Source organism: Chryseobacterium aquifrigidense, from assembly GCF_006716485.1.
GTDB lineage: Bacteria > Bacteroidota > Bacteroidia > Flavobacteriales > Weeksellaceae > Chryseobacterium > Chryseobacterium vietnamense.
Map to the genome: position 1 here is coordinate 442571 of NZ_VFPD01000001.1, position 25718 is coordinate 468288.

At 36.5% G+C, this 25718-nt stretch carries 28 protein-coding genes; 8 read left to right on the forward strand and 20 right to left on the reverse strand.

What is annotated here, in order from left to right; genetic code table 11:
* Positions 1 to 22: 22 nt before the first annotated feature.
* The 3 genes from FB551_RS01940 to FB551_RS01950 are packed head-to-tail and all read right to left on the reverse strand — an operon-like array spanning position 23 to position 1547.
* Positions 23 to 448, reverse strand: coding sequence for an organic hydroperoxide resistance protein (locus FB551_RS01940; RefSeq protein WP_142014479.1), 426 nt, complete (start codon positions 446 to 448; stop codon positions 23 to 25).
* Positions 445 to 882, reverse strand: a complete 438-nt coding sequence (locus tag FB551_RS01945) for a MarR family winged helix-turn-helix transcriptional regulator (protein ID WP_062670961.1) — start codon at positions 880 to 882, stop codon at positions 445 to 447. Before FB551_RS01945 ends, FB551_RS01940 begins: the two co-directional genes overlap by 4 nt.
* A 32-nt stretch (positions 883 to 914) precedes the next feature.
* Positions 915 to 1547: an NAD(P)H-dependent oxidoreductase gene (locus tag FB551_RS01950; protein ID WP_047432229.1), complete on the reverse strand. Its 633-nt coding sequence runs from the start codon at positions 1545 to 1547 to the stop codon at positions 915 to 917.
* Positions 1548 to 1824: 277 nt separating this feature from the next.
* On the opposite strand from FB551_RS01950, the gene FB551_RS01955 reads away from it, so the two are divergent.
* Positions 1825 to 2577 (forward strand): SDR family oxidoreductase, encoded by a 753-nt coding sequence (locus FB551_RS01955; RefSeq protein ID WP_142014482.1) that lies wholly within the window; start codon positions 1825 to 1827, stop codon positions 2575 to 2577.
* 6 nt (positions 2578 to 2583) lie between these two features.
* On the opposite strand, the gene FB551_RS01960 is transcribed toward FB551_RS01955, so the two are convergent.
* The 14 genes from FB551_RS01960 to FB551_RS02025 all read right to left on the reverse strand — a co-directional run bounded on the left by FB551_RS01960 (position 2584) and on the right by FB551_RS02025 (position 14256).
* Positions 2584 to 2859 carry a hypothetical protein gene (locus tag FB551_RS01960; RefSeq protein WP_142014486.1) on the reverse strand — a complete coding sequence of 92 codons (276 nt, stop codon included), beginning with the start codon at positions 2857 to 2859 and terminating at the stop codon, positions 2584 to 2586.
* A 106-nt stretch (positions 2860 to 2965) separates the two neighbouring features.
* Entirely contained in the window at positions 2966 to 3925 is a 960-nt protein-coding gene (locus tag FB551_RS01965; protein ID WP_142014488.1) for a protein-glutamine glutaminase, read from the reverse strand.
* Between the two features lie 334 nt (positions 3926 to 4259).
* Positions 4260 to 4988, reverse strand: a complete 729-nt coding sequence (lipB, locus tag FB551_RS01970; protein WP_142014491.1) for a lipoyl(octanoyl) transferase LipB — start codon at positions 4986 to 4988, stop codon at positions 4260 to 4262.
* A gap of 31 nt (positions 4989 to 5019) precedes the next feature.
* The gene (gene trpA / locus FB551_RS01975) at positions 5020 to 5754 is read right to left on the reverse strand and encodes a tryptophan synthase subunit alpha (protein ID WP_142014494.1); all 735 of its coding nucleotides are present in this window, start codon (positions 5752 to 5754) and stop codon (positions 5020 to 5022) included.
* An 89-nt stretch (positions 5755 to 5843) separates the two neighbouring features.
* Entirely contained in the window at positions 5844 to 7022 is a 1179-nt protein-coding gene (gene trpB, locus FB551_RS01980) for a tryptophan synthase subunit beta (RefSeq protein WP_047432212.1), read from the reverse strand.
* A 4-nt stretch (positions 7023 to 7026) separates the two neighbouring features.
* The gene (locus FB551_RS01985) at positions 7027 to 7572 is read right to left on the reverse strand and encodes a GNAT family N-acetyltransferase (RefSeq protein ID WP_142014496.1); all 546 of its coding nucleotides are present in this window, start codon (positions 7570 to 7572) and stop codon (positions 7027 to 7029) included.
* A complete protein-coding gene (locus FB551_RS01990; protein ID WP_142014499.1) occupies positions 7569 to 8078 on the reverse strand; it encodes a hypothetical protein in 510 nt (169 codons plus the stop codon). The genes FB551_RS01985 and FB551_RS01990 overlap by 4 nt, the downstream gene beginning before the upstream one ends.
* Before the next feature lie 28 nt (positions 8079 to 8106).
* A complete protein-coding gene (locus FB551_RS01995; RefSeq protein WP_047432206.1) occupies positions 8107 to 8781 on the reverse strand; it encodes a phosphoribosylanthranilate isomerase in 675 nt (224 codons plus the stop codon).
* Between the two features lie 10 nt (positions 8782 to 8791).
* On the reverse strand, positions 8792 to 9565 hold the full coding sequence (gene trpC, locus FB551_RS02000) for an indole-3-glycerol phosphate synthase TrpC (protein ID WP_047432203.1): 774 nt from the start codon (positions 9563 to 9565) through the stop codon (positions 8792 to 8794).
* A 56-nt stretch (positions 9566 to 9621) separates the two neighbouring features.
* Positions 9622 to 10608: an anthranilate phosphoribosyltransferase gene (gene trpD / locus FB551_RS02005; protein ID WP_142018048.1), complete on the reverse strand. Its 987-nt coding sequence runs from the start codon at positions 10606 to 10608 to the stop codon at positions 9622 to 9624.
* A gap of 41 nt (positions 10609 to 10649) precedes the next feature.
* Positions 10650 to 11252: an anthranilate synthase component II gene (locus tag FB551_RS02010; RefSeq protein ID WP_047432201.1), complete on the reverse strand. Its 603-nt coding sequence runs from the start codon at positions 11250 to 11252 to the stop codon at positions 10650 to 10652.
* 45 nt (positions 11253 to 11297) lie between these two features.
* A complete protein-coding gene (locus FB551_RS02015; RefSeq protein ID WP_142014501.1) occupies positions 11298 to 12722 on the reverse strand; it encodes an anthranilate synthase component I family protein in 1425 nt (474 codons plus the stop codon).
* A 243-nt stretch (positions 12723 to 12965) separates the two neighbouring features.
* Complete coding sequence (locus tag FB551_RS02020) at positions 12966 to 13613, reverse strand: hypothetical protein (RefSeq protein WP_142014504.1); 648 nt, start codon at positions 13611 to 13613, stop codon at positions 12966 to 12968.
* 190 nt (positions 13614 to 13803) lie between these two features.
* Entirely contained in the window at positions 13804 to 14256 is a 453-nt protein-coding gene (locus FB551_RS02025; RefSeq protein WP_142014506.1) for a cupin domain-containing protein, read from the reverse strand.
* A gap of 202 nt (positions 14257 to 14458) precedes the next feature.
* On the opposite strand from FB551_RS02025, the gene FB551_RS02030 reads away from it, so the two are divergent.
* The 4 genes from FB551_RS02030 (at position 14459) to lysS (ending at position 17845) form a co-directional block, all read left to right on the forward strand.
* A complete protein-coding gene (locus tag FB551_RS02030; protein WP_047423548.1) occupies positions 14459 to 14677 on the forward strand; it encodes a hypothetical protein in 219 nt (72 codons plus the stop codon).
* The gene (locus FB551_RS02035) at positions 14677 to 15051 is read left to right on the forward strand and encodes a c-type cytochrome (RefSeq protein ID WP_047432191.1); all 375 of its coding nucleotides are present in this window, start codon (positions 14677 to 14679) and stop codon (positions 15049 to 15051) included. Before FB551_RS02030 ends, FB551_RS02035 begins: the two co-directional genes overlap by 1 nt.
* A 3-nt stretch (positions 15052 to 15054) precedes the next feature.
* The gene (gene rlmF / locus FB551_RS02040; RefSeq protein WP_142014509.1) at positions 15055 to 15984 is read left to right on the forward strand and encodes a 23S rRNA (adenine(1618)-N(6))-methyltransferase RlmF; all 930 of its coding nucleotides are present in this window, start codon (positions 15055 to 15057) and stop codon (positions 15982 to 15984) included.
* Between the two features lie 163 nt (positions 15985 to 16147).
* Complete coding sequence (lysS, locus tag FB551_RS02045) at positions 16148 to 17845, forward strand: lysine--tRNA ligase (protein WP_142014511.1); 1698 nt, start codon at positions 16148 to 16150, stop codon at positions 17843 to 17845.
* 36 nt (positions 17846 to 17881) lie between these two features.
* Here the strand turns inward: lysS and FB551_RS02050 are convergent, their stop codons facing one another.
* The 3 genes from FB551_RS02050 to FB551_RS02060 are packed head-to-tail and all read right to left on the reverse strand — an operon-like array spanning position 17882 to position 20749.
* Positions 17882 to 18397 carry a ClbS/DfsB family four-helix bundle protein gene (locus FB551_RS02050; RefSeq protein WP_142014514.1) on the reverse strand — a complete coding sequence of 172 codons (516 nt, stop codon included), beginning with the start codon at positions 18395 to 18397 and terminating at the stop codon, positions 17882 to 17884.
* A gap of 7 nt (positions 18398 to 18404) precedes the next feature.
* Positions 18405 to 19409 (reverse strand): cytochrome d ubiquinol oxidase subunit II, encoded by a 1005-nt coding sequence (locus tag FB551_RS02055; RefSeq protein ID WP_047432178.1) that lies wholly within the window; start codon positions 19407 to 19409, stop codon positions 18405 to 18407.
* On the reverse strand, positions 19406 to 20749 hold the full coding sequence (locus FB551_RS02060; protein ID WP_142014516.1) for a cytochrome ubiquinol oxidase subunit I: 1344 nt from the start codon (positions 20747 to 20749) through the stop codon (positions 19406 to 19408). The genes FB551_RS02055 and FB551_RS02060 overlap by 4 nt, the downstream gene beginning before the upstream one ends.
* A 234-nt stretch (positions 20750 to 20983) precedes the next feature.
* On the opposite strand from FB551_RS02060, the gene gyrB reads away from it, so the two are divergent.
* The 3 genes from gyrB to FB551_RS02075 all read left to right on the forward strand — a co-directional run bounded on the left by gyrB (position 20984) and on the right by FB551_RS02075 (position 25716).
* The gene (gene gyrB, locus FB551_RS02065; protein ID WP_047432174.1) at positions 20984 to 22918 is read left to right on the forward strand and encodes a DNA topoisomerase (ATP-hydrolyzing) subunit B; all 1935 of its coding nucleotides are present in this window, start codon (positions 20984 to 20986) and stop codon (positions 22916 to 22918) included.
* Between the two features lie 82 nt (positions 22919 to 23000).
* Positions 23001 to 23423 (forward strand): DUF5684 domain-containing protein, encoded by a 423-nt coding sequence (locus FB551_RS02070; protein ID WP_142014519.1) that lies wholly within the window; start codon positions 23001 to 23003, stop codon positions 23421 to 23423.
* Between the two features lie 400 nt (positions 23424 to 23823).
* Complete coding sequence (locus FB551_RS02075) at positions 23824 to 25716, forward strand: DUF3857 domain-containing protein (protein WP_142014521.1); 1893 nt, start codon at positions 23824 to 23826, stop codon at positions 25714 to 25716.
* Positions 25717 to 25718: the final 2 nt, after the last annotated feature.

Sequence of the window (25718 nt, forward strand, 5' to 3'; positions counted from 1 at the left end):
ACTATGCTTAAAAAAAATTGGATTAATCGTTGTTGGTTACTGCAAGTTTCACCTCCATATTATTTCTGGTAGCATTAGAATAAGGACAGATCTGGTGTGCCTTTTCTGTCAGAGCCTGTGCTTCTTCAAGAGAAACACCGGGAATATTCACATCCAGCTCTGCTGCCAGTCCGAAACCTCCATTTTCAATCTGGCCAATACTTACCTTTGCCGTTACCGTTGTTTCTCCCGTCTTTACTTTAGAAAGACTGATCACTCTGTTCAGAGCGCTGTCAAAACAAGCGGAATATCCTGCTGCAAAAAGCATTTCAGGATTGGCAAAATCATCATTGGCTCCTCCTAACGCTTTCGGCATTCTTACATCAAGTTCCAGTACTCCGTTTTCACTTTTCACATGTCCGTTTCTGCCTCCTTGAGCAGTGACCTGAGTGGTATATAATATTTTCATTTATTTTCTATTTTGTTTAATATTTTTAAGACGGTGTCTTTAAGGTGCAGCAGCTCTTCCGGCTGTATTCCCAGTTTTTCCTGAATTTTTCCCGGAATTTCACAAGCCTTCTGCTGAAGCTGTTTTCCTGCTTCGTCTAAAAATACTTCAACCACTCTTTCGTCCTCTTTTTTTCTTTTTCGGATGATAAATCCTTTAGACTCCAGTCTTTTAAGAAGAGGTGTTAAAGTACCACTGTCCAGAAACAGTTTTTCTCCGATATGGGTTACCGTAAGTCCGTCGCCGTCCCATAATATCATCATCACAAGATACTGCGGATAGGTAATGCCCAGTTCATCAAGAAAAGGACGGTAAAGCCCGGTAATCTCTTTGGCAATTACATACAGTGGGAAGCAAATCTGGTTTTCCAGTTTGGGTGTTTTCGGATTTTCCATAATTTTTGAGTACGAAAGATTCGATGAAGGTATTACTTTTTTATGATAAATTCATCCATTGGAATTCTGACTTTTTTCATAGAAGAAAGCCAGTCATTAGCCTCATCACGGTATCCAAGATATAAAAGGCTTACACTTTTTAATCCCAGTTCTTTTAATCCCAGTACTTCATCTACCACCTCATTGCTGAATCCTTCTGCCGGTGTACTGTCGATTTTAAGTTCTGCTGCCTGTGCAAGAGCAATTCCTAAGGCAATATAAGTCTGACGTGCAGTATGGGCAAAATGTTCTTCAGCAGTCTGTGCTCCATACATTTCTTTAATTTTATCGGTATAGCTTCCGAAACGACCTCTTGGAAGATCTCTTACATCAGTATGATAATCGTAAACTTTGTCAATTTTTTCATTAGAATAACTGTCCCATGCTGCAAAGACCAAAACGTGAGAAGAATCTCTCATTACTTCAGGGTTTAAAGCACCTGCTACCATTTTGTCTTTCAGTTCCTGGTTTTCCACTACTATAATTCTGAAAGGCTGCAATCCCGATGAAGTAGGAGCCAGTCTAGCTGATTCTAAAATAGTATTAAGATCTTCCTGTGATACTTTTTTGGTCGGATCATAAGCTTTTACCGCATGTCTCCAGTTTAAATTTTCTATTAATGACATTTTTCTTTTGTTTTAATTAAACTACTTGTTGATTATTAAATGTCAGTTTTATTAGCTGACTCAATTAACAATACAAATATATAGCCAATTTAATTGTGTGCAATTTAATTTTGAAAGATTTTATTGATAGCAATTATTGATAAACTTTAAAAAAGGTAAAATAATGCAGAAGCAAATAAGAAATTTATTATTTCTATTTTGTTTATTTCAGCATGATTCGGATTTTTTTAAAGTGTTTGTATTCTAATCTTTGTAATAGAAATTTAAACTAAAAATAATGCAGAGATTTACAAACAAAACCGCTTTAATTACAGGAGGAACCAATGGGATGGGCCTGGCTACTGCTCATAAATTCCTTGAAGAAGGAGGAAAAGTCATTATTACAGGCAGAACTAGTGAAACAGTGAATAATGCTTTGGAAGAACTTGGAGAAAATGCCTTTGGAATTGTATCCAACGCAGGGAATATAAAAGATCTGATGAATCTTCAGCAGGAAATCAGAAAATATACAGAACATATTGATCTTGTATTTGCCAATGCAGGATACGGAAGATTTGCTCCTATGGAATATGTGGATGAGAACCAGTTTGATGAACTTTTTAATATGCTGGTAAAAGGACCGTTTTTTACGGTACAGCAGGCGTTACCACTAATGAGAAAAGGAAGTTCTGTCATTTTCAATACTTCAGTTGCAACTGATATTGCGATGCCTAATTTTTCGGTGTATTCTGCAGCAAAATCTGCGGTGCAGTCATTCATCAAAACGTTTGCGGTAGAACTTACAGAACGTGGTATTCGGGTCAATGGGGTAAGTCCCGGGCATATTAAAACCAATATTTTTAATAATACAGGTTTAACCGGAGAGCAGATAGAAAGTGCCATTGATGAGATTATTCCTACAATTCCTTTTAAAAGACAGGGGGAACCTTCAGAAATAGCCAGTGTAGTTCTGTTTCTGGCTTCAGAAGAAGCCTCCTATATTCATGGGGCAGAAGTAAAAGTGGATGCCGGAATTTCTGTGATCAGATAATCAGGATTATTTGACTTCTTTAATTTCTTTGATGATATTGGTTTTATTTTCAATACCGATATTATAGGTCTTACCTTTCTTAAAGCTTTGGGTTGCTTTTTCCATAAGGCTCTTGTATTCCGGTGATTTTTTGGAAAGATAAAAAACCTGAGCACTGATTCCAATAGCGACACGTACCACTTCATTCGGTTTATCAGGATCTTCCATGATGTTGGAAATGGTGGCATTATTATACCAGGTTAAATTCTGTGAACTGGAATTACCGGAACAGGATGTAATCATAATAAATAGTAATAGTAGATAGGACCAGGCTTTCATAGCAAAAAAGTATTAAGTAAAAAGCTCCTGCAATGTATCAAAATAAATGCAGGAGCTCTCTATAAATTAGTTAAAATCCACAGCTTGCAACACTAGGTGCAGGGGAAGGAGAACATCCTGAAAGGGATGAGAATATGTTCAATACACAGTTGGTATTTACATAATTGTTATCATATAATAAAGAACCGGATGGGCTTCTGTAGTATACATTTCCTGCTGTATTGGCAAAAGAAGATACAGATGCAGAACCACAGCCTGTATTAGTACATGCAGCTCTCCATGCACTGTCTGTTACAGGTCCGCTGGAGAATAATGATGGGTCAATAATTCTTTTTTCAACAATTCCGGAAGCATTTTTGAAGCTTACCAAAATTGCCACGTGATATACCCATGATACACAGCATGTTCCTGTAGATGCTCTAAGATTACCATATACAAATTGCTTTTCACAGTCGTACCCTGCATTCAAAAGGATTTGTCTCATTTTGTGCGCTCTGGCATAGCATCCATCCACAGGATATCTGAATGTGATACACGGTGAAGATGCGGTAGAAGTTCCGCAAGCCTGGTTTTTGATCTGAGTAAAAAGACTGTTTAACGTAGCAAGATTAGGGATTACACTTACTGCCTTGTTACTTTCCCCTCTTTCTTCTTTGTTGAATACTGATTTGAAATAACGGATGTCGTCCGCTGTTGCTTTTTCAACCTTTGCAATTTCATTTGAATTGGCTTTCAGGAAAACCTGAACAGGAGTTTCATTTTGTACAGCTTCTTTAATCATGGAAATAAATGCCGCATTGTCTTTTGTATCCTTAATGTGATACGGCTGTGCGGAAACCATAAATGAAACTTTAAATTTTCCATCCTCTTTTTCTATCCCTACCGGAACAGTTTTGCCAAAGTCTTTCATAGCAATTTCATTAGACTCCTTAGCAACAAGATTCGGATCCTGATTGGCACCTGAATCCGAGCAGGAGTTAAATGACAGTACCGTCACGAATACCATCATGGATAAAAGGAATTTTTTCATAGTTTTTATATTTTGTGGTTAATTTTTTGTGAACTATTAATTGTAATAGTTCACTATTTTGTGACATTAAAAGTAATGAAATTTAAAATATGCGCAATATTTTTTTAGAAAAAAATAAATTATTTTGTTGTTTTATTGGTTTTATGATATTCAAAAGACTGATTGATCTATTTATTTTTATGGTAAATTAAGGAAAATAGGAAATTTTTAAAATTGTAAAATATGTTGTTTTTTGCAATTTGGATTGCTATAGAATAGACAAGATGAAGTAAACTAAAAAACCAGTCTCAACTATTGAAACTGGTTTTCTCATATCTTAATGAAATTATTCCGATTATTTATAAATCATTTCTGCCTGAAAAACGTCTGCAAAATGTTTTCTGATCTTTGCTTTCAGATCTTCCATTTCTTCTGGTGTCAATTCTCTTTCAAGCTCTCTTTTTAAGGAAGTAACCTGCTTATCCTTGATCCCACACGGAATAATGTATTCAAAATAACGCATATCTGTATTTACATTCAATGCAAAGCCATGAAGAGTTACCCAACGGGAAGCTTTTACTCCCATAGCACACATTTTTCTGGCATAAGGCTTTCCTACATCCAGCCATACTCCGGTTTCTCCCGGTGAACGTTCTCCTTTGATACCATATTCGGCAATGGTTCTGATGATCACTTCTTCCAGATTTCTCATATATAAATGAATATCGGTGAAAAAGTTTTCAAGATCCAGAATAGGGTAGCCTACAACCTGTCCGTAACCATGATAGGTAATATCTCCGCCACGGTTTACTTTCACGAAAGTAGCATCAATTTCCTTCAGTTTATCAATACCGGCAAGCATATTTTCTTCGTGACCGCTTTTTCCTAACGTATACACGTGGGGATGTTCTACGAAAAGTAAGTGATTGGGGGTCGTGGTATGCTGTTCTGCAGGAAGATCCCTGTTTTTTATTTTGGTGTCAATGATATTTTTCATCAGCTGTTCCTGATAATCCCAGGCTGGCTGATATTCTTTGACTCCTAAATCTTCAAATTCTACTGCTTTATTTTGATTTGTATTCATTTCAATTTTTGATATACAAATTTAGTGAATTTTACCCTTTTATGGAATGGATAAAATCTATAGCCTTTTTCTTCCAGTCTCTATCCTGAAGCAAAATATTCACAAAAGCTGTTCCAATGATGCCGCCATCCGCATTTTCTGTTACATTTTCAAAATCTTCTTTCGATTTAATCCCGAATCCTATCATTACCGGATTTTTTAGAGGAAGGGAAGCTAACCTGGAAAGGTAGTTCTCATTTTTTACAACTGCATTTTCATTTCCTGTGGTAGAAGAAGAACTTACTGCATACAGAAATCCTGAACTTAAAGAATCCAGATAGATCATTCTCTCATCAGATGTTTCCGGAGTGACCAGAAAGGTGAAATTTAAATTATATTGCTTTAAAATCTGCTGGTAATTTTTCTCAAACTCAATAGGAGGAAGATCGGGTAGGATCAATCCTGAAACACCACTTTCCGAGCATGCTGCACAAAATTTCTCAAATCCGAAGCTCAAAACAGGATTAATGTAACCCATCAGGATAATCGGGACCCTGATTTTATCTTTGATGGCTTTTAATTGAGAGAACAGCTTTTCAATAGTCATTCCGTTTTGTAAAGCCAGTTCGTGAGCTTTCTGGATGACAGGTCCGTCTGCCACAGGATCAGAATAAGGCATTCCGATTTCGATCATATCTGCTCCGGAATCCTGAATCAGTTGTATAATATCAGCGGTATCTTCCAACTGCGGAATTCCTGCTGTGAAGTATATATTTAGTTTTTTCATTTCTTTACTGTATTAATGTATTCATGTAAAATGTATTTAGGAGTTGATTTTATCCCTTAAAGTCATTTTATATATCTACTTTTTGCATTTTACAAATTTTTCAGATACGTTTCCATATCCTTATCTCCACGGCCACTCAGACAAATAACTACCACATCATTTTCATTAAATTTCTTCTTGTCTAAAACTGCCAGCGCGTGAGAACTTTCCAGTGCAGGAATGATTCCTTCCAGTTTGGTAAGCTCAAAGGCACATTTCAAAGCTTCATCATCATTAATACTAAAAAATTCTGCTCTTTTTTCTTTAAATAAATGGGCATGAAAAGGTCCGATTCCAGGGTAATCCAGTCCTGCGGAAATAGAATGAGGCTCAATAACCTGTCCGTCTTCCGTCTGCATTACAAGGCTTTTGCTTCCATGAAGAACTCCAAGGGTTCCTAAAAATGTAGTTGCAGCAGATTTTCCTGAATCTACTCCCAATCCTCCTGCTTCTGCAGCGATGATTTTCACTTCTTTTTCCTCTACAAAATGATAGAACGTTCCGGCAGCATTACTTCCTCCACCTACACAGGCAATCACATAATCAGGGTTCTCTCTTCCGGTTTTCTCTTGCAGCTGTTCTTTGATTTCTTTTGAAATAATGCTTTGGAACCTTGCTACAAGATCAGGGAAAGGATGTGGACCTACCACACTTCCAATCACATAATGCGTGGTCACAGGATTGTTGATCCAGTCTCTTAATGCCTCATTTACCGCATCTTTCAGTGTTTTTGAACCTGAAGTAGCTGCCACCACCTCAGCACCCAGCATTTTCATTCTTGCTACATTCGGGGCTTGCCTCTGGATATCAATCTCTCCCATATAAACAATGCACTCAAGACCAAGCAAAGCACAAGCTGTAGCAGTAGCGACGCCGTGTTGCCCGGCACCGGTTTCTGCAATAATCCTTGTTTTTCCGAGACGTTTTGCCAGAAGAACCTGTCCAAGAGCATTATTGATCTTATGGGCGCCGGTATGGTTGAGGTCTTCCCGTTTTAAATAGATCTGTGTCTGATATTTTTGGCTTAAGTTTTTAGCAAAATATAAAGGAGTAGCTCTTCCCACATAGTTTTTAAGCAAATCCTGATATTCAGCCTGAAAATCTTCAGATTCTATTATTTCAAGATAATTTCTTTGTAACTCTTCTACATTGGGATAAAGCATTTCGGGGATAAAAGCTCCTCCAAACTCTCCATAATATCCGTTTTCATCGGGGTTTTTATAATTCATTTTTTTATTCTTTAGTCATTAAATAAGCATTATTTTGTGAACTCAGCTGGTTGAGCAGTTCTTTTCTTTCCTGTGTGGTATAAAAAATCAGAATATCATCATCTTCAGAATTCACCCATTCCGAGCCGACACTTTCTTTGATCATTCTGGCTTTGTCGTGAAGAATTTCGATATCACACTTTTCATAAAAAGGACGAAGATCCGAATGGCAGAAACCAATTGTTTCAAGATTTCTCTGAGTAACATTTTCTTTGAAATGGCGCATTAAAACTGCTCCATAACCTTTCTTTTTATGAGCTGCCACAAGCCCTACAGCTTCTGCAAAGGAGTAACCGGTGTCTGCTATCTGTAAGGTAAAATCAAAATTCACCCTCATCACAGCCAATATATTTTCATCTGTGTTCATCAGGAAATGAAACTCTGAATCTTTGAAAAAAGACCGGAAATAGGATGATTTCATAGTATTCCACTCAGAGATATCCCAAAGTTCCAGAATGTGTTTTATCTCGGCTTCCGTGAGATCTTTCGTTGATTTTATATGATATTTCATGGGTTTAAACTATTAATAAATGTGAGGTGGTAATTATGCTGCTGTTTGGTAATCAGTTTTTTATAATGTAATAATTCTATTTTATGCATTAAGTCAAGTAAGGTTGCTTTATCTATTTTCGACTGATACATGGTAATCGCAATTTCAAGATTATCAATTAAATAATAAGGATCAGAGTCTTCGTACAGCAGAAATATTTTTGCATAAATCAGCCCTAAGTCATACTTTACACTTGATCTGACATGGTTTTCCAAAAATTTATCGGAAATAATAACCAGATAATAGCTATTCCATAGACTGATTCTTTCAAAGAAATATTGGATATCGTTTTCTTCAAAATCTTTAATAATACAGATGAAATCAGACAATAATCCACCCACTTCCCAATGTTCTGTATTACTGTCGTTCTGTGCAACAAAGTGGTACAGATTCTGGATTTTTTCATTCCCGAATTTGGGTGGAAACAATGTTTTATAAAATGTCTTCTTTAGCAAATGTATATTCATCCTTGTGTGTTTTTATATGTTATTTATTTTACTGAAACAGATTTTTAAACTTTTTTATTCTTTCTATATTTTTACTGCCAGGTTCTGTTTCAAATTTTGAATTGATATCCAAAGCCAAAGGCTGTTGTTGCAGTGTTTCTATATTCCTGATGTTATCTTCTGAAATACCGCCGCTTAAAAAATAGGGCAGAGGAATTTCAAATTCATTCAGAATATTCCAGTCAAATTGTTCTCCTGTTCCTCCAAAGGCTTTACTGTCTGTATCAAAAAGGTAGTAGGTGACAGGCTGCAGATTGGAGGTAAAAGCTTGTGTTATTTTATTTTTGTTTTCAGATGCATCGTTTCCGACTCTGATTGCTTTAATGATTCCAACCTCAGGATTCAGTTTTTGTTTTAGTTCAATAATGTAATCATTACTTTCATCACCATGAAGCTGGACGAAATTCAATCCTGCCTGCTGAACGATTTTTAAAATGACATCTGTTTCTTCATTAACAAAAACACCTACTTTTCCTCTATGCTCAATAGTTGAGATCTCTTCCAGACTCAGATGATTCAAAACATATCTTGGTGATTTTTCATAGAAGATGAAACCGAGAAAATCTACACTCATAGCAATCAATTCCTGAATCTGATCCGGTTTTGTAAGACCGCAGACTTTGAGTTGAGGTGACAGGGTAAAGGTTGTAGGTTGCAGGTTCATTGTTATCTATTTAAATTTGAGAAGAAAATTCTTCAAAAGCTTTGGCTGGATCTGTATTTTTCATAAAATATTCACCCATCAGGAAACCGTCAAATCCTTTTTCTTTTAAAAATTGAAAATCTTCAAGGCTGTAAATACCACTTTCTGCAACGGATAAAACTTCTTTTGGAAGCTGATTTTTAAGCTGAACGGAATGTTGCAGATCTACTTTAAAATCTTTAAGGTTTCTGTTATTGATTCCTACTAAGTCAATTTTTGAATTGAAATGTTTCAGTTCGTCTTCTGTATGGATTTCCAGTAAGACTTCCATTTTCAGCTGATGAGCAAGATCTGTGAATTCCTGTACCTGAGCTGGAGAAAGACATGAAGCGATCAGTAAAACAACATCAGCACCAATACTTTTTGCTTCATAAAACTGATATTCATCAATCATAAAATCTTTTCGCAGAACCGGAATGTTAATCTCATTTCTTACACTGAGAACATCATTTAAATCTCCTCCGAAAAAATCATGATCAGTCAGGATAGAAATTCCGCTGGCTCCAAAATTTTCGTATGCTGAAACAACTTCTAAGGGTTCTACATTGTTATTAATGATACCTTTTGACGGAGATTGTCTTTTAAACTCAGCGATAATTCCGCTTTTATTTTTGATGGATGCTTTCAGTGAATAGGTTGGCCGTCCAAAAAGAGCTGTGTTTTTTAATCGGTCAAGAGAAATGCGTGATTTTGCTGCTGCCACTTCCTCTTTTTTTCGTTCAATAATTTGATCCAGTATCGTCATTTTTTGTGTTTAAGTTTAGTCAATGGTGAATTTTGCTTCGCAAGCGAATAATGAATTTAATTAATCAGGAGATTAAAACTGTTTAATGCTTTTCCGCTTTCCAGACTTTCTTTAGCCAGAAGAAGACAGTCTTCATACATCCCGAATTTATGGGTATTATAAAGAGCTACTGATGCGTTGGCAAGAATCACAGAATTTTGTTGCTCCGTCCCTTTTCCTTCAAGAATATTCAAAAATATTTTTGCTGTTTCCTGAATAGAATTACCAGCTCTAATATCTTCCAGTGTTACCGGGTTAAAGCCTAAATCTTCTGCAGAATAGATTTCTTCTCCATTTTTTGTGATGATTTTGCTGTCGTCAGTCAGACTTATTTCATCATATCCGTCAAGACCATGGACCAGAATAAAATCACGTTCCTCTTTTTGTAGAAGGTACTGATAAATTCTTGCAATTTCCAGGTTATATACTCCGATCATTGAATATTTTGGCTTTGCAGGATTAACTAATGGTCCCAAAAGGTTAAAAAACGTTCTTAATCCCAAAGATTTTCTCAATAATCCAACAGATTGCAATGCAGGATGAAAATAAGGTGCATGCAGGAAACAGATATTGGCTCTTTCAAGATCTTCATTCAATTGTTCTGAGCTGTTTTTAAACTGATATCCCAGTTCTTCCAGTACATTTGATGAGCCCGTAATTGTGGAAGCTCCATAATTGCCATGTTTTGTTACTTTCTGTCCGGCTCCGGCTACTACAAAGCTTGCCAGAGTGGATATATTGATGGTATCCTTTCCATCACCTCCCGTTCCTACGATATCAATAGCATCACTGGCATCCATTTTTACGGGAACAGCCATCTGTAATAATGCTTCTCTGAAGCCTTCCAGTTCTTTCAATGTGATATTCCGCATCAGGAAAACACTTATGAAAGCGGTAACTTCCGCAGTATTGAATTTATTCTGTGCAATCTCAATCATGGTAGCTTTTGCTTCTGATTTTGAAAGCGTATTGTGGTTGAACAGGTATTGCAATATTTCTTTCATTTGTGGTGTTTTTATGGTTGTTGAAGAATTTTCTATGGTTTTCATGACAACAGAAAGTTTTTAATGATTACTTCTCCTTCCGGCGTTAAAATGCTTTCCGGGTGAAACTGTACTCCGTGTACATCATACGTTTTGTGCTGCAAAGCCATGATCATTCCGTCTTTGTCTACAGCCGTAATTTCCAGTTCTTCCGGAAAACCTTCCGGGTTTACCGCCCAGCTGTGATATCTTCCTACTTCCAACCCGGAATGCAAATCTTTGAACAATTTAGTATTTTCTTTTACCAGCTCGGTAGTGGTTGCTACTCCGTGGAAGATTTCAGTCAGGTTGATCAGACTTCCTCCGAAAGCTTCAGCGATAGCCTGCTGGCCAAGGCATACTCCAAGGATACTTTTCGTAGGAGCATATTCTTTAATAAGGTCTAATAAGATACCTGCTTCTTCAGGAATTCCGGGACCGGGCGAAAGGATGATTTTATCATATTTTCCAATCTCTTCAAGGGTAATTTCATCATTTCTTACCACATCTACTCTTTGATTCAGAATTCTTTCAATAATCTGAACAAGGTTATACGTAAAGCTGTCATAATTGTCGAAAACGAGAACTTTAAGTGGTGTCTGCTGAGTGTTTATATTGTTGTTCATTGCTTTTTTGTTAGGTTGTTGCTGTTTTTTTGCTAGTTGGTGGGTTTATTTTTCAACTATTTTTTCTGCTTTTTCAACTGCTTTTTTCAGGGCATTCAGTTTGTTATTGACTTCCTGCAGTTCGCTTTCAGGAACAGATTTGGCTACAAGTCCGGCACCCGCCTGATAAAATAAAGTGTTGTTTTTGCTTAAGAAAGTCCTGATCATAATCGCCTGGTTGCAGGTTCCGTTCAGTCCGATAATTCCGATACAGCCACCGTAATATCCGCGGGAATCTTTCTCGTACTGGTTGATCAGCTGAAGGGCTTTATGCTTCGGTGCACCGCTCAGTGTTCCCTGAGGGAAAGTAGCAGAAACCATCTCAAGAGGATTGATGTTATCTTCAACATCTGCCGTTACTTCACTTACCATATGAATAACGTGAGAGAACAGCTGGATTTCCTTAAGCTTGGTAACCGTTACATTTTTTCCAAGTTTTCCAAGGTCATTTCTTGCCAGATCTACCAGCATGGTATGTTCTGCATTTTCTTTAGGATCGGCTTTCAGAACTTCAATGGCTTCAAGGTCTGCTTCAAAGTTTCCTGTTCTTTTTGAAGTTCCGGCAATGGGATGAATAATGGCTTTATTATTTTTAATGATGAGCTGACTTTCAGGGCTGGATCCGAATAATTTATAATTTCCGTAATCAAAATAGAACAGGTAAGGGGAGGGATTGATGTTTCTTAAAGCACGGTATACATTGAATTCATCTCCTTTGAATTTCTGTTCAAATCTTCTGCTTAGAACCAGTTGGAAAACATCGCCGCGCATACAGTGTTTCTGTGCTGTCTTTACCAGTTCAATATAATCTTCATCTGTAATATTGGATGTTTCCTCACTTGTTTTCTCGAAAGGATAAACCGGTGTATTCTGATTTTTAATAAGGTTTTCCAGCAGATGAAGTTCAGATTTTACCCCGTTAATAAAGTTTTCAATAATATACATTTCATCATTGAAATGATTGATCGCAATCACATATTGGTATAATCTGTATCTCATCACAGGAATTTCAACTTCCTTGCTCTGCGGTTTAAGAGTAACATTTTCGAAAAACTGTACCGCCTCAAAGCTTGTGTAGCCAAAAAGACTCTGAGCCGTCTGTTCAATAGGATCATTGGTCTCTTCACAGTTGAAAATTTTTCGGAACTCTTCAAATATATCTGTGATATTTCGCTCCATAATAAATTGTTTTACAGGAGCAGAAGCAGGAAGTTTGATTTCATATTCGTTAAGGTTTTTCACTTCAATTCCGGCAATGGCATTCACTGCGATGAAGGAAAAATTATTATCGAGACTTTTTGAATCTGAACTTTCCAGAAGAATTGTATCACGAAATTTATCTCTGATCTTTAGGTAAATATTCATGGGAGTATGAAGGTCTCCCAGTGTTTTTTTCGAAACAGTTTTTATTGTAATTGTGTTAGTCAACATCTTATTGTTTTTTGTGAGATTAAGGAATAAAAAAAGGCTTTAACGGTATCCGTCAAAGCCTATATATTGTTTTTTGATTATTTCTGCTGTGTTTAACAACATGACAATACCTTCAGACCCGACGAAGAGTTTGAAAGCCACCACCAAATATTGTTGTTCATTTTTAACATGGGACAAATGTAGAAATTTTTTTAATACGAAGACTAAAAAATATCAAAAAATAAAAAAACTTAATATAAAAATCTACTGTTTAAGCTGTTCGAGTTCCTGTTTTAATTCCTTGATTTTTTCTTTGTAAGTTTCATTATCATAGTATTTTACATAATCTTCCAATGCAGCAATATACTCTTCAATGAATTCTTTATTGGTTTTATCAGCTTCATATTTGATTCTTGCAGAGTTCACAGGAGCCAGCTTTGAATACTTAAGATTAGCCTGTCCTTCATCAGACTGATTGTAGAGAATGACAATGTTTTTTTCATATCCCGGAATGTATTTTACAGGAAAAGAAACCTCCGTTTGCGGGATTCTGATTGCATTTTCAATCGGATAGATAGAAGCTGTTGTAGTAGAGAAAAATGTTGAAATATATTTCCCGTCCTGTTTCTTTACAATGGCTTCATAATCATGAATATACATGTCGTTGAGGGTAGAGTTGGTTTCTACATCAGATGTGATGATTGCAGTACTTTCCACTCCGTATTTGTTTAAAAACCATGCGTTTAAAAACTGTCCTCCAAACCCGTTTAATATAGCCAGAGGAATAATGGGGATCAAAAACCATGCTTTTTTGGTCAGATACGAAAGTCCTCCAAAGAATACCAGCAACAGAATCACAGTATAAAAACCATGATGACTGGTAAAAAACAGAATTTTTGAAATTAAAACCATGGATTAAATATAACAATAATAATCTTTTATTAAACGCTGGGATCGCAAAAATGTTCTTAAATTACTGTTAAAACGGTTGCAAAGGCGTTTCACTTAGCAAAGTCTGTTGTCATTATCTAAATGAAGTGCCCTTGCGAACGAAAAAATAGAGTTTTATATAATTACTTTATGAGCATAGCGTTTAAAACAACTATTTTACGGGTTCAGACAAAGGGATGTCAGGAGTTCCGCTGTAGAAAACAATCAGCGTTGCTCCCTGGTCTCCGGTTTTACCTCTGTGGCCTGTATTAACCATTTCTGGAAGCACCTGGCCCTTTCTTATCCATTGCGTTTTTCCATCCTCTTTTCTTTCAACCTGAATTTCACCTTTCTCTACATACGCTGCATTGATGACAGGATGTTTATGCCAACTGAGTGCAGAATTCGGAGGTACAGCAATTTTAAGAACCGAAATTTCCGGCTGAGTTGCAGGGTAGGCAGGATACGTAGTTCCATCCCAGGATTTCGTTGTTTTTAATAAGGTTACCAATTCAATTTTATCAGTATATTCTGATTGTGGCTCGTTCGATGAATTATCACAGGAAACAAGCACAGAAGAGAGTAGGGCAAAGAAAGCTATACCCAACAGATTTTTTTTAGTCATAAACTTTTCAATTAATAGATTGATTTGGTTCGGATGATCCATGATACAAAAATAGCAAGCTTCTTTAAATTTCCCTAATGTTTGAATTATTTTTTTATTGATCTGATTACAATTCAGCCCTTAAAAAATATTTATCAAAGAAAACATTTGTCATAAGTTTAAAACTTTATTTTTTATATTTTTGCTACCAAATTAGAAAAAAATGAAAAAAGTATTAGCAATCGCATTTATCGGAGGTTTATTATTAGCAAGCTGCAAGAAAAAGCCAGATCATTCTTTACAGGATACTAACACGATGCTTGAAGAACCAGAAGCAACTACCGTTGTAGATTCTACAGCTAAAACTGCTGCTCCTGCTGCTGCAACTCCAGCTACAACTGCTCCTGAAGCTGCTAAAACAGATTCTACAGCGAAGAAATAATGAAAAAAATACTTTTGGCAGGAATGCTCGGGCTTCTGATCATTTCCTGTTCTAAAAAAGAAAATACAGCAGAAGTGGCTCCTTCTTCTGAGACAGCAGCTGTTTCAGAGACTGCTCAATCCAATCTTTCAGGTGACCAGATCATGGAAACATTGGATTGCTCAGGATGTCACTCTGTGAATGAGAGAATGATAGGACCTTCTTATCAGGAAATAGCAGGAAAGTATTCTGAAAAGGATACCGAATTGCTGGCTTCCAAAATTATAGAAGGCGGAAGTGGAGTATGGGGAAGTGTGCCTATGGCTGCCCATCCACAGGTATCTAAAGAAGATGCCAAAAAAATGGTGGAATATATTTTAAGTCAGAAGAAATAAAGTATGTCCGCTGAAAAATCCAGTCTGCACACAAGAAATCTGCATCGTAATCCCTATGATTTTGATCAGCTTATTTCTTGTGTGCCGGAACTGAAACATTATGTTTTCGTTAATGCTTATCACACGGTAACCATTAATTTCAGCATTCCAAAAGCGGTGAAACTGCTCAACAAAGCCTTACTCTTACATTTTTATGATATTAAAGGCTGGGATATTCCGGATACCAATCTTTGTCCGCCAATTCCCGGGAGAGCAGATTATGTACACTATATCGCTGATCTTTTAGCTGAACAGCTGAGTGCAATTCCGACAGGAAATTCTGTAAAAGGATTGGATATAGGAACAGGAGCAAATCTTGTGTATCCTTTAATCAGTCACCGTTCATATGGCTGGACCATGCTGGGAACAGATATCAATCAGGATTCTTTGAAAAATGCTCAGAATATTCTGGATCAAAATAAAGACCTTATCTCTGTTATTCAGTTGAAAAGTCAGCCTGATCCTGATCATATCTTTACCAATATCATTAATCCTGAAGACAGATTTACTTTTACGATGTGTAATCCTCCTTTTCATGATTCTGAAGAGTCTGCAGTGAAAGGAAATATCAGGAAAACAAAGAATCTTAATAAATCAAAAAAAGCCAAACCTGTTCTTAACTTTAGTGGTCAGCAGTCTGAGCTCTGGTGTGAAGGTGGCGAACTGGCATTTATTACGAAGATGATTAATGAAAGTGTACTATTTTCATCGCAGGTTCTTTGGTTCACATGTCTGGTTTCTAAAAAAGATAATCTTAATAAACTGACTACTCTTTTAAAAATAGTCAAAGCTGTAGAAGTGAAAACGATTGATATGGCTCAGGGACAAAAGGTAAGCAGAATATTAGCCTGGACGTTTATTCCTCAAAAAAACAGAAAAACCTGGTTCATTTAAAATTCAAGGTTTAAAGTTTAAGGTTTATAGCACGATAGTGCATATCTCGAATCTCATTACCCCGTATCCCGCATTTCCTGTCCACATTTTAAAATTTCTGAAAAAAGCCATTGATGGTCATGTCAAAAATGCCTAAATTTGTACGCTTTTAGAAAAATAAGAAATGCAATTATCAGAACAAGAAATCATTAGAAGAGAAAAGCTGAATAAGCTTACTGAAATGGGGATTAATGCGTTCCCTGCGGATGAGTATACCATTACAGATACTACAGAATCTATAAAACAGGACTTTTCTGAAAGTAAACAGGTGAAGATCGCTGGTAGATTGATGTCCCGCAGAATTCAAGGGAAGGCTTCTTTCGCAGAATTGCAGGATTCTAAAGGAAAAATCCAGGTTTACTTCAACAGAGACGAGATCTGTCCGGGTGAAGATAAAGAACTATATAATGAAGTATATAAACACCTTTTAGATATCGGTGATATTATCGGTATTGAGGGAGAATTGTTTACTACGCAGGTAGGAGAGATGACCGTTTTAGTAAAGAACTTTACACTTCTTACAAAGGCTTTGCGTCCTCTTCCTCAGGCTAAAACTGACGAAAACGGTGTTGTACATGACGGTTTTACAGATCCTGAATTAAGATACAGACAACGTTATGTAGATTTAACAGTAAATCCGCAGGTAAAAGAAATTTTCGTGAAGAGAACAAAACTGTTCAATGCCATGAGAACATTCTTCAACGATGCAGGGTACTTTGAGGTAGAAACTCCGATTTTACAATCAATTCCCGGTGGGGCTGCAGCAAAACCGTTTATCACGCACCACAATGCGCTGGATATTCCATTATATTTAAGAATTGCTAACGAATTATACCTGAAAAGATTGATCGTAGGTGGTTTTGACGGAGTATATGAGTTCTCTAAAAACTTCAGAAATGAAGGGATGGACAGAACGCATAACCCTGAGTTTACCGCTATGGAGATCTATGTAGCTTATAAAGATTACAACTGGATGATGGATTTCACTGAGAAATTATTGGAATTCTGTGCCACTCAGGTGAATGGAAATGCAGAATCTACTTTCGGTGAACACACGATCAACTGGAAAGCTCCTTATCCAAGAGTTTCTATGACCGAAGCGATCCTTAAATTTACAGGATTCGATATTACCGGAAAAACTGAGAAGGAATTATACGATTTTGCCAAGTCTATCGGTATCGAAGTAAATGAGACGATGGGTAAAGGAAAATTGATTGATGAGATCTTCGGTGAGAAATGTGAAGGAAACTTCATCCAGCCGACTTTCATTACAGATTATCCGATCGAAATGTCTCCACTGACAAAGAAACACAGAAGCAAAGAAGGCTTAACAGAACGTTTTGAATTAATGGTGTGCGGTAAAGAAATTGCCAATGCGTATTCAGAGCTTAATGATCCTATCGATCAGAGAGAACGTTTTGAAGCACAGATGACTTTATCTGAAAGAGGAGATGATGAAGCAATGTTCATCGATCAGGACTTCTTAAGAGCATTGGAATACGGGATGCCTCCAACTTCAGGGTTAGGAATCGGTATGGACAGATTAATCATGTTCTTAACGGATAATGCATCCATCCAGGAAGTGTTATTCTTCCCGCAGATGAGACCTGAAAAAGCGGTTCCGCAAATTGAATTGGGAGAGGACGAAAAAGTAATCCTTGAAATCCTTAATTCTCAGGAAGAAGCAATGTCTTTAGCGGAAGTAAAAGAAAGAAGCCAGCTATCCGGTAAAAAATGGGATAAAGCTTCGAAAACTTTGACAAAAAATAATATTGTGAAAGTAGAGAAAATTGACGAAAATCTTTTGATGAAACTGGCTTAAGATTTTTCTGAAGAAATAAATAAAAAAGGTACAACGCTATGCTGTACCTTTTTCTTTTTTCCATTTCCGAAGCTGTGTCCTGAAGTTTTTAAACGGAGCCACAGTATTAATATGAATCCATTTCCAGACGGGCCATTGGGCAGGTGTGGTTGCCCATTTTCTCTGTCCGGGAATGAATAATGTGTTGTCATCAAGTCTTTCTATCCAGTTAATAATTTCATCCACCTTATCTCGCAGCAGCTCTCTTTGCTGTTGTAAACTATAAGAACTATATTCATTATAAAAAGACTGGTATAATCCTCCCAGGTTATTCCATTTGTATTCGGGAGCAGGAGTTTTTACTTCAATTCCATTACCTTCATCAGATTCCCATTGTAAAAGCAGATGAGTCCAGCCTAACTGATAGGAAATATTTTGCGATGGCGTTTTATCAACTCCCGGTTGCAGAAGATCTTTTTCCTCTTCTCTTATATCATCAAATTCCTGATCATAGAGCAAATATCTTTTCTTTAACTCGTCAATAAGCTCTGTTTTATCTTTATAAGTCTGCATATTTTATCTATTTTCTCAGTTTACTGAAAGAAGCCATCAGATAAAATAAAAACGGAAGAATAAATAATGAGCCTAGCATCAATGCCCATCCCAATGCGGCAATAGTCTTTTCAGGAGCCATATGTTCCAATAAAGAAAGGTGCTGCCCGTTTCCTAATAAAATAATATCCGGATTATGCTGATAAGTTGCCGCTACCAGAATCATAACCATCTGAAATCCTGCCAATGCACGTACAGGAAGTAATTTTTGACGGTTCAAGGCTCTTAAAATAAGCAACAATGCAATAGTAGCAAAGGCAATTGCCATAATACCTAAAGGTTTTGAAAATACCCACATTAATAGAGGAATGTCTGAAATATAAGCAGTAGCAAATACCAATATTCCCGTTATAACCACAAAGATCATCGTCTGTTTGGATTTTCTTATCATTAATAAAAGATCAGTTTTATCACGGGTTTCTCTTAATGAAAAGATAGAAGCAAGATAAGCACAAAGCGCTACCGTAAATAAACCTACGGAAACTCCAAACCAGTTCAGCCAGCTAAATACATACAAATCCAGAAAACCTACAGCATCGGGATTGATAGAATGTGAAACCGTTGCAGCAGCAATTAATCCCAAAAAGAAAGGTGTTAAAAGACTTGCATAATAGAAAATCTGGGTATATAAAACCTGCCAGTTATCCTTTACAGCATCATAATGCCTGAACGTAAATGCTGTTCCTCTCGCTATAATTCCTAAAAGCATTAATACTAAAGGAATATGAAGATAAGTAGACATCGTGGTATAAATCTCGGGAAATCCTACAAAGAGAATTACAATGGCAATGATCAGCCACATATGATTGGCTTCCCATACAGGAGCTATGGATTCATACATGATTTCCTGGGTTTTATTCCTGGCTTTTTTATGGGTGAAAAGTTCCACAATTCCTGCTCCGAAATCAGCTCCGCCCAGAATAATATAAAGACAGATGGATAGCCAGAGAAAACCTATTACAACATAAATCATGATTTTTTGTTTTTATCGTTAAACTGAGCATCAGTAGGATCGTAAAGTTTCGGTACCATTTGAATCTGTCTCTTTAAAAGGAAAACAAGAATCAGTGATAATGAAATGAAAATAGCCGTAAAGAAGTAGAAAGAATACTGTATTCCCGGCATAGGAGTTACAGCGTCTGCTGTTCTCATAATTCCGTAAATAATCCACGGCTGTCTTCCCACTTCTGTTACTGTCCATCCTGCTTCCAGAGCAATATATCCAAAAGGGGTAGCTATTAAAAACGTTTTTAGCAGCCAGTGTTTGCTCAGCCATTCTTTTTTGAAGAAGAAAGCATATAAATAAATAGCACCAATACCAATCATCACCACGCCAAAGAAAATCATAATCTGAAAAGCATAATGAACAACTGCAATCGGAGGCCATTCGTCTCTTGGGAAATCTTTAAGACCTTTTACTTCAGAATTGAAGTCATTGCTCACCAGAAAACTTAATACTTTTGGAATTTTCACCGCATATTTTACTTCTTCTTTTTCTTCATCAGGAATTCCCCCAATCACGAATGAAGCGCCTTTTTCAGTTTCAAAATGAGCTTCCATAGCTGCCAGCTTAATAGGTTGTCTTTCGGCAACAGATTTAGCCGCAATATCACCACTTAAAGGTGCGCCAAAAGCTCCAATCAGGGCAAAGCCTACTGCAATGCTAAAAGCTTTGGTATGAAACTCAATATTTCTTTTTCGCATGATCATAAAAGCATGTACTCCTGCTACAGCAAACCCTGTCGCACAAAATGCAGCAACCGTCATGTGAAGAGCCTGTGGGAACCAGGCATCATTGAACATTGCTTTAATAGGGTCTATATTGAGATATTGTCCGTTAATATAATCAAAACCGGTAGGAGAGTTCATCCATGAATTGGCTGCCACCACCAGAATTCCGGAAGCAAGTCCACTCACCCCTACAAGGAACCCACAGAACCAGTGAAACCATTTATTGAACCTTTCCCAGCCGTATAAAAAGAAGCCGATAGCAATAGCTTCAATAAAAAAGGCTGTTCCTTCCAGAGAAAAAGGCATTCCGAAGATAGGACCGGCATGTTTCATAAAACCTGGCCATAAAAGTCCCAGCTCAAAGGAAAGCATCGTCCCTGAAACCGCTCCTGTAGCAAAAAGGATAGCTACCCCTTTGCTCCATGCTTTTGTCAGTCCCTTATATACTTCATTATTCGTTTTCAGATATTTCCAATGGGCAAAAGCCATCAGAAAAGGCATCACCATACCCACGCAGGAGAATATGATATGAAAGCCCAGAGAAAGTGCCATCTGAGCGCGTGCTGCTATAAAATCATCCATAATATCAACTTTTCAGTAAATAAATTTACGCATAAATTATTGATGTTGAATATGATTTACAACAGTTGGTATTTCACCAATACCTTTTAATTTTGAATCTTTTACCGGCTTTCTATTTCTTATGTTTTCAATAAGAAAACTCTACAATTTTTTGACACTTTTTAACTTTCATACCTCGAAAAAAATCACGATATTTGTAAGTCTCTGCATAGAGCAGAATTTTTAATATTTAATATGAGTCAAAAACAATATACAGCTAGTAGTATTCAGGCATTGGAAGGAATGGAGCACGTTCGTATGCGTCCTTCAATGTACATTGGTGATGTAGGAGTCAGAGGACTTCACCACTTGGTTTATGAAGTAGTAGATAACTCTATTGACGAGGCATTGGCAGGATACTGCGACACGATCTTCGTTAGCATCAAGGAAGGAAACGGAATTGAAGTAAGTGATAACGGTAGAGGTATCCCGGTTGATTTCCACGAAAAAGAACAGAAATCTGCCCTTGAAGTTGTAATGACAAAAATTGGAGCCGGAGGTAAGTTTGACAAAGACTCTTATAAGGTGTCGGGAGGTCTTCACGGGGTTGGGGTTTCTTGTGTGAATGCACTTTCCAACGAGATGATCACTACGGTTTACAGAGACGGAAACGTTTACCAGCAGATTTATTCAAGAGGAAAAGCTCAGACTGGTGTAGAGGAGATTGGTCACAGTGAAAAAAGAGGTACCAAACAGTTTTTCCAACCGGATGATTCGATCTTTACAGAATTAATTTATAATTACGATACCTTAGCAAGCCGTTTAAGAGAGCTTTCTTATCTTAATAAAGGAATTACTATTACATTAACTGATGAAAGAGAAAAATTAGAAGACGGATCTTTCCGTTCAGAAGTTTTTCATTCAGAAGGTGGATTAAAGGAATTCGTTGCTTACATTGACGGAAACCGTGAGTCTATCATGGAACATGTAATCTTCATGGAAGGAGAGAGAGATGATATTCCTGTAGAAGTAGCAATGCGTTACAACACTTCTTTCAATGAGAATCTTCACTCTTACGTCAATAATATCAATACCCATGAAGGAGGAACTCACTTAGCAGGTTTCAGACGTGCTTTAACGAGAACTCTTAAGAAATATGCTGATGATCTGGGTATTCCACAGAAAGAGAAAGTAGAAGTTACAGGTGATGACTTCCGTGAGGGATTAACAGCTGTGATTTCTGTAAAAGTAATGGAGCCTCAGTTTGAAGGACAGACTAAAACAAAACTAGGAAACTCTGAAGTTTCCGGAGCTGTTGATAAAATTGTTGGGGAAATGCTTACCAATTTCCTTGAAGAAAATCCTTCTGAAGCAAAACTGATCGTTCAGAAAGTTGTTTTGGCAGCAAAAGCACGACAGGCAGCGAAGAAAGCCCGTGAAATGGTTCAGAGAAAATCTCCTATGGGAGGATCTGGTCTTCCTGGGAAACTATCCGATTGCTCATCCAAAGACCCCGCAGAATCTGAAATTTTCCTTGTAGAGGGAGATTCCGCAGGTGGAACAGCCAAGCAAGGAAGAGACAGACACTTCCAGGCTATCCTTCCTTTAAGAGGTAAAATTTTGAACGTAGAAAAATCTATGCTTCATAAAGTTTACGATAATGAGGAAATCAGAAATATCTATACTGCTCTTGGAGTATCTGTAGGTACGGAAGAAGATAGCAAAGCATTGAATATGGCTAAGCTAAGATACCACAAGATCGTTATCATGACCGATGCTGATATTGACGGATCTCACATTTCTACATTGATCCTTACTTTCTTCTTCAGATATATGAAGGAACTTATTGAAAACGGATATATCTATATTGCCCAACCTCCTTTATATCTATTAAAGAAAGGGAACAAGAAAGTATATGCATATAATGAAAAAGAACGTGAAGAGTTTACTTTAGAAATGGCTCCGGACGGTAAAGGTGTAGAAGTACAGCGTTATAAAGGTCTTGGAGAGATGAACCCTGAACAGCTTTGGGAAACAACCCTTAATCCTGAGCATAGAATACTGAAGCAGGTAACTATTGATAATGCCGTGGAAGCAGACAGTATTTTCTCCATGTTGATGGGAGATGAAGTTCCGCCAAGAAGAGAGTTTATCGAGAAAAATGCGAAATATGCAAAAATTGATGCATAAACGTTTTTAAAAATATAATAAAAAAAGCTTCTAATTATTTAGAAGCTTTTTTTATATTTGGATAAACCAAAAAAACAATAATATGTTAACTCTTTTACAAACAGACCCTTACAACGGGGCAGATGCAGCTTCTGGAGCAGTGGCTGCAGGATTAGGGATCGGAACGATGTTCTTCGGCTTACTGTGCTATATATTCTATGGATATTGCATGTACAAAATCTTCCAGAAAGCAGGAAGACAAGATGCCTGGGCCGCCTTAATTCCTATTTATAACACCATCGTATTGCTGGAAATTGTTAAAAAGCCCATCTGGTGGATCATTCTTTTCTTTATTCCTTTGGTGAATATCTATGCATGCTGGGTCGTATATGACAGACTGGCAAAAGGATTTGCGAAGGAAACTCCTCTTTACACGATTCTGATTCTCCTTTTCGGATTTATTTTTATTCCAGTATTGGGACTGGGAAGTGATCGTTTTGATAGTAAACTGGTCCCGAATGATTAAAAAAGACAAAAAAAAATTAAAAGACTTCATTTTTGAAGTCTTTTTTTTAATAATTTTTCAACTGTAGAATTTATTGGACTTTTTCTTATTATTAATTTTACATTATTTAAATTACATGAATCGTAATTTATTTTAAATTTGAAACGCAGATAATATGAAGTTTATCCCTTATTCACAGAGGATAGCTAGATCCTTCTCCCAATATAGAATGAGTATAAATATTATGTTTTTAACGTTTCAGAATTTAATGATGAAAAGTTGATAATGTGTTCATTTTCTTATAAGTACATTTAATACAGTGCTTTTTTGAATATTAGGTTAGGGCTTCATATATTGAAGCCTTTTATATTTTTTTTAACAGTTATTAAGATTTTATTATTTTTGTACAATCTTAATAACTATGATGAAAATATTATTATTGGGGGCTTTATCTACCGCCTCACTATATTTCGCACAGAGCTATCCTGCCTCTGCCATTCCTGAGAATTTAAAGAAAAATGCAGACGTTGTTATCCGTAAAGATTTTACAACTGTCCAGATTAATAAAGTTGATGAAATAAAATATCAATATAATACTGTTACTACAGTTTTAAATAAAGATGGTGACGAACGGGCTGTGGCTTATATTCCTTACGATAAAGCAAAAAGTATTTCTAACATAAAAGTTACGATTTATGATGAAGCGGGAAAAAAGGTTAAGAGCTTTTCAAAGTCGGATTTTAAAGATTTTGCCAATAATCCTCAGGGAGTTTTCTATTCTGATAACAGAATTCTGGTATTTTCTTATACTTCGGTTCAGTATCCTTATACTGTTGACTTTTCTTATGAAAGCGAGGATAAGAATACGATCTTTATTCAGGATTTTGTACCATTTCACTCTATTAAAATGTCTTTGGAGGAGGCTCAGTTCAAAATTATTAATACATCAGGAATTGAACTGCGTACCAAGATATATCCTTCAAAGTATAACTATGCGTCTGTTGCAGAAAGCGGAAGTGAAAATGATAAAACCTATTCGTATAAAAATGTCCCTGCCATTGATGATGCCTTTATGATTCCGGAGCCTGTTAAAATCTTACCTTCAGTAAATTTTGCTCTGACAAAATTTAACCTGGCAGGAAAGCAGGGGACTTTAAATAACTGGACAGATTTCGGAACCTGGTATTATAAAGATCTGGTGGAACCGGTTTCAGTATCTACTCCCGCTATTAAAGCTGAAGTAGCATCTTTACAATTACAGGGATCTGTAGAAGATAAAGTAAAGAAAATTTATCAGTATATGCAGAACAAAACCCGATATATAGCTGTAGGATTAGGAATTGGAGGCTGGCTTCCTATGCAGCCGGATGAAGTTCACAAAAAAGGATATGGAGACTGTAAAGCACTCACAAATTATATGAAAATTCTATTGAACGAAGCAGGAATTCCATCTAAATACTGTGTTATCAATTCAAGTTCTTCGCAGGTTTCTTTTGATCCCGAATTTCCTTCTATGGGAGGAAACCACGCAATTCTGATGATTCCAACTGAAAAAGGAAATATATGGCTTGAAAATACTTCTCAGCAAATAGCTTTTAACCATTTAAGTTACAGGACAACAGACAGAAATGCACTTGCTGTAACACCTAAAGGAATAGAACTTATTAATACACCAGTTTATAAAGCTGAACAAAATAAGGAAAAACAGACTTTGAGAGTTAACCTTAATGAGGATAACAGTATTATTGGGACAGGAAATTTTTCCTATACAGGAAATCAATATGACTATAATTTAAGGTTTGCCAGTCTTAATCCTACTGAAAAAAATGATGCGGTAAAAGAGAGGTTTAATGTTTTAAATTTTGAAAAGGTTGAAATGAAAAATTTTAACAATGACAGAGATAATGCTGTTATTACCTACGACCTTGATTTTAAGACCAATAATTTCTCCAAAAAAGCTGGAAACAGCCTTCTGTTCAGATCTGTGCCTATTTTTAATGACGCTGTCTTTAAAACAGATGAAACCCGTGAGCTTCCTTTTGAAGTCGGTATGTCTTATGAGGACGAATATGAAATTGCTTATGTACTTCCTTTGGGGTATAAGGTGGATGAAACTCCTGATAATTCAAGCATCACTTCTGAATTTGGATCTTATAAACTAAGTTTTGTTAAAAGTGAAGGGCAGGTAAAGGTGATCAGAAAAGTACAGATCAATAAAGGATTATATCCAAAAGAAAAATACAACGATTATATAAGTTTCAGAAAAAAGATTCTGAATATGGATAATTCGAAAATTTTAATAACAAAAATATAACC

Bases quoted from the DNA above. Each gene is read 5' to 3' on its own strand.
- FB551_RS01940 (WP_142014479.1), bottom strand. From the start codon at position 448: ATGAAAATATTATATACCACTCAGGTCACTGCTCAAGGAGGCAGAAAC.
- FB551_RS01945 (WP_062670961.1), bottom strand. From the start codon at position 882: ATGGAAAATCCGAAAACACCCAAACTGGAAAACCAGATTTGCTTCCCA.
- FB551_RS01950 (WP_047432229.1), bottom strand. From the start codon at position 1,547: ATGTCATTAATAGAAAATTTAAACTGGAGACATGCGGTAAAAGCTTAT.
- FB551_RS01955 (WP_142014482.1), top strand. From the start codon at position 1,825: ATGCAGAGATTTACAAACAAAACCGCTTTAATTACAGGAGGAACCAAT.
- FB551_RS01960 (WP_142014486.1), bottom strand. From the start codon at position 2,859: ATGATTACATCCTGTTCCGGTAATTCCAGTTCACAGAATTTAACCTGG.
- FB551_RS01965 (WP_142014488.1), bottom strand. From the start codon at position 3,925: ATGAAAAAATTCCTTTTATCCATGATGGTATTCGTGACGGTACTGTCA.
- lipB (WP_142014491.1), bottom strand. From the start codon at position 4,988: ATGAATACAAATCAAAATAAAGCAGTAGAATTTGAAGATTTAGGAGTC.
- trpA (WP_142014494.1), bottom strand. From the start codon at position 5,754: ATGAAAAAACTAAATATATACTTCACAGCAGGAATTCCGCAGTTGGAA.
- trpB (WP_047432212.1), bottom strand. From the start codon at position 7,022: ATGAATTATAAAAACCCCGATGAAAACGGATATTATGGAGAGTTTGGA.
- FB551_RS01985 (WP_142014496.1), bottom strand. From the start codon at position 7,572: ATGAAATATCATATAAAATCAACGAAAGATCTCACGGAAGCCGAGATA.
- FB551_RS01990 (WP_142014499.1), bottom strand. From the start codon at position 8,078: ATGAATATACATTTGCTAAAGAAGACATTTTATAAAACATTGTTTCCA.
- FB551_RS01995 (WP_047432206.1), bottom strand. From the start codon at position 8,781: ATGAACCTGCAACCTACAACCTTTACCCTGTCACCTCAACTCAAAGTC.
- trpC (WP_047432203.1), bottom strand. From the start codon at position 9,565: ATGACGATACTGGATCAAATTATTGAACGAAAAAAAGAGGAAGTGGCA.
- trpD (WP_142018048.1), bottom strand. From the start codon at position 10,608: ATGAAAGAAATATTGCAATACCTGTTCAACCACAATACGCTTTCAAAA.
- FB551_RS02010 (WP_047432201.1), bottom strand. From the start codon at position 11,252: ATGAACAACAATATAAACACTCAGCAGACACCACTTAAAGTTCTCGTT.
- FB551_RS02015 (WP_142014501.1), bottom strand. From the start codon at position 12,722: ATGTTGACTAACACAATTACAATAAAAACTGTTTCGAAAAAAACACTG.
- FB551_RS02020 (WP_142014504.1), bottom strand. From the start codon at position 13,613: ATGGTTTTAATTTCAAAAATTCTGTTTTTTACCAGTCATCATGGTTTT.
- FB551_RS02025 (WP_142014506.1), bottom strand. From the start codon at position 14,256: ATGACTAAAAAAAATCTGTTGGGTATAGCTTTCTTTGCCCTACTCTCT.
- FB551_RS02030 (WP_047423548.1), top strand. From the start codon at position 14,459: ATGAAAAAAGTATTAGCAATCGCATTTATCGGAGGTTTATTATTAGCA.
- FB551_RS02035 (WP_047432191.1), top strand. From the start codon at position 14,677: ATGAAAAAAATACTTTTGGCAGGAATGCTCGGGCTTCTGATCATTTCC.
- rlmF (WP_142014509.1), top strand. From the start codon at position 15,055: ATGTCCGCTGAAAAATCCAGTCTGCACACAAGAAATCTGCATCGTAAT.
- lysS (WP_142014511.1), top strand. From the start codon at position 16,148: ATGCAATTATCAGAACAAGAAATCATTAGAAGAGAAAAGCTGAATAAG.
- FB551_RS02050 (WP_142014514.1), bottom strand. From the start codon at position 18,397: ATGCAGACTTATAAAGATAAAACAGAGCTTATTGACGAGTTAAAGAAA.
- FB551_RS02055 (WP_047432178.1), bottom strand. From the start codon at position 19,409: ATGATTTATGTTGTAATAGGTTTTCTCTGGCTATCCATCTGTCTTTAT.
- FB551_RS02060 (WP_142014516.1), bottom strand. From the start codon at position 20,749: ATGGATGATTTTATAGCAGCACGCGCTCAGATGGCACTTTCTCTGGGC.
- gyrB (WP_047432174.1), top strand. From the start codon at position 20,984: ATGAGTCAAAAACAATATACAGCTAGTAGTATTCAGGCATTGGAAGGA.
- FB551_RS02070 (WP_142014519.1), top strand. From the start codon at position 23,001: ATGTTAACTCTTTTACAAACAGACCCTTACAACGGGGCAGATGCAGCT.
- FB551_RS02075 (WP_142014521.1), top strand. From the start codon at position 23,824: ATGATGAAAATATTATTATTGGGGGCTTTATCTACCGCCTCACTATAT.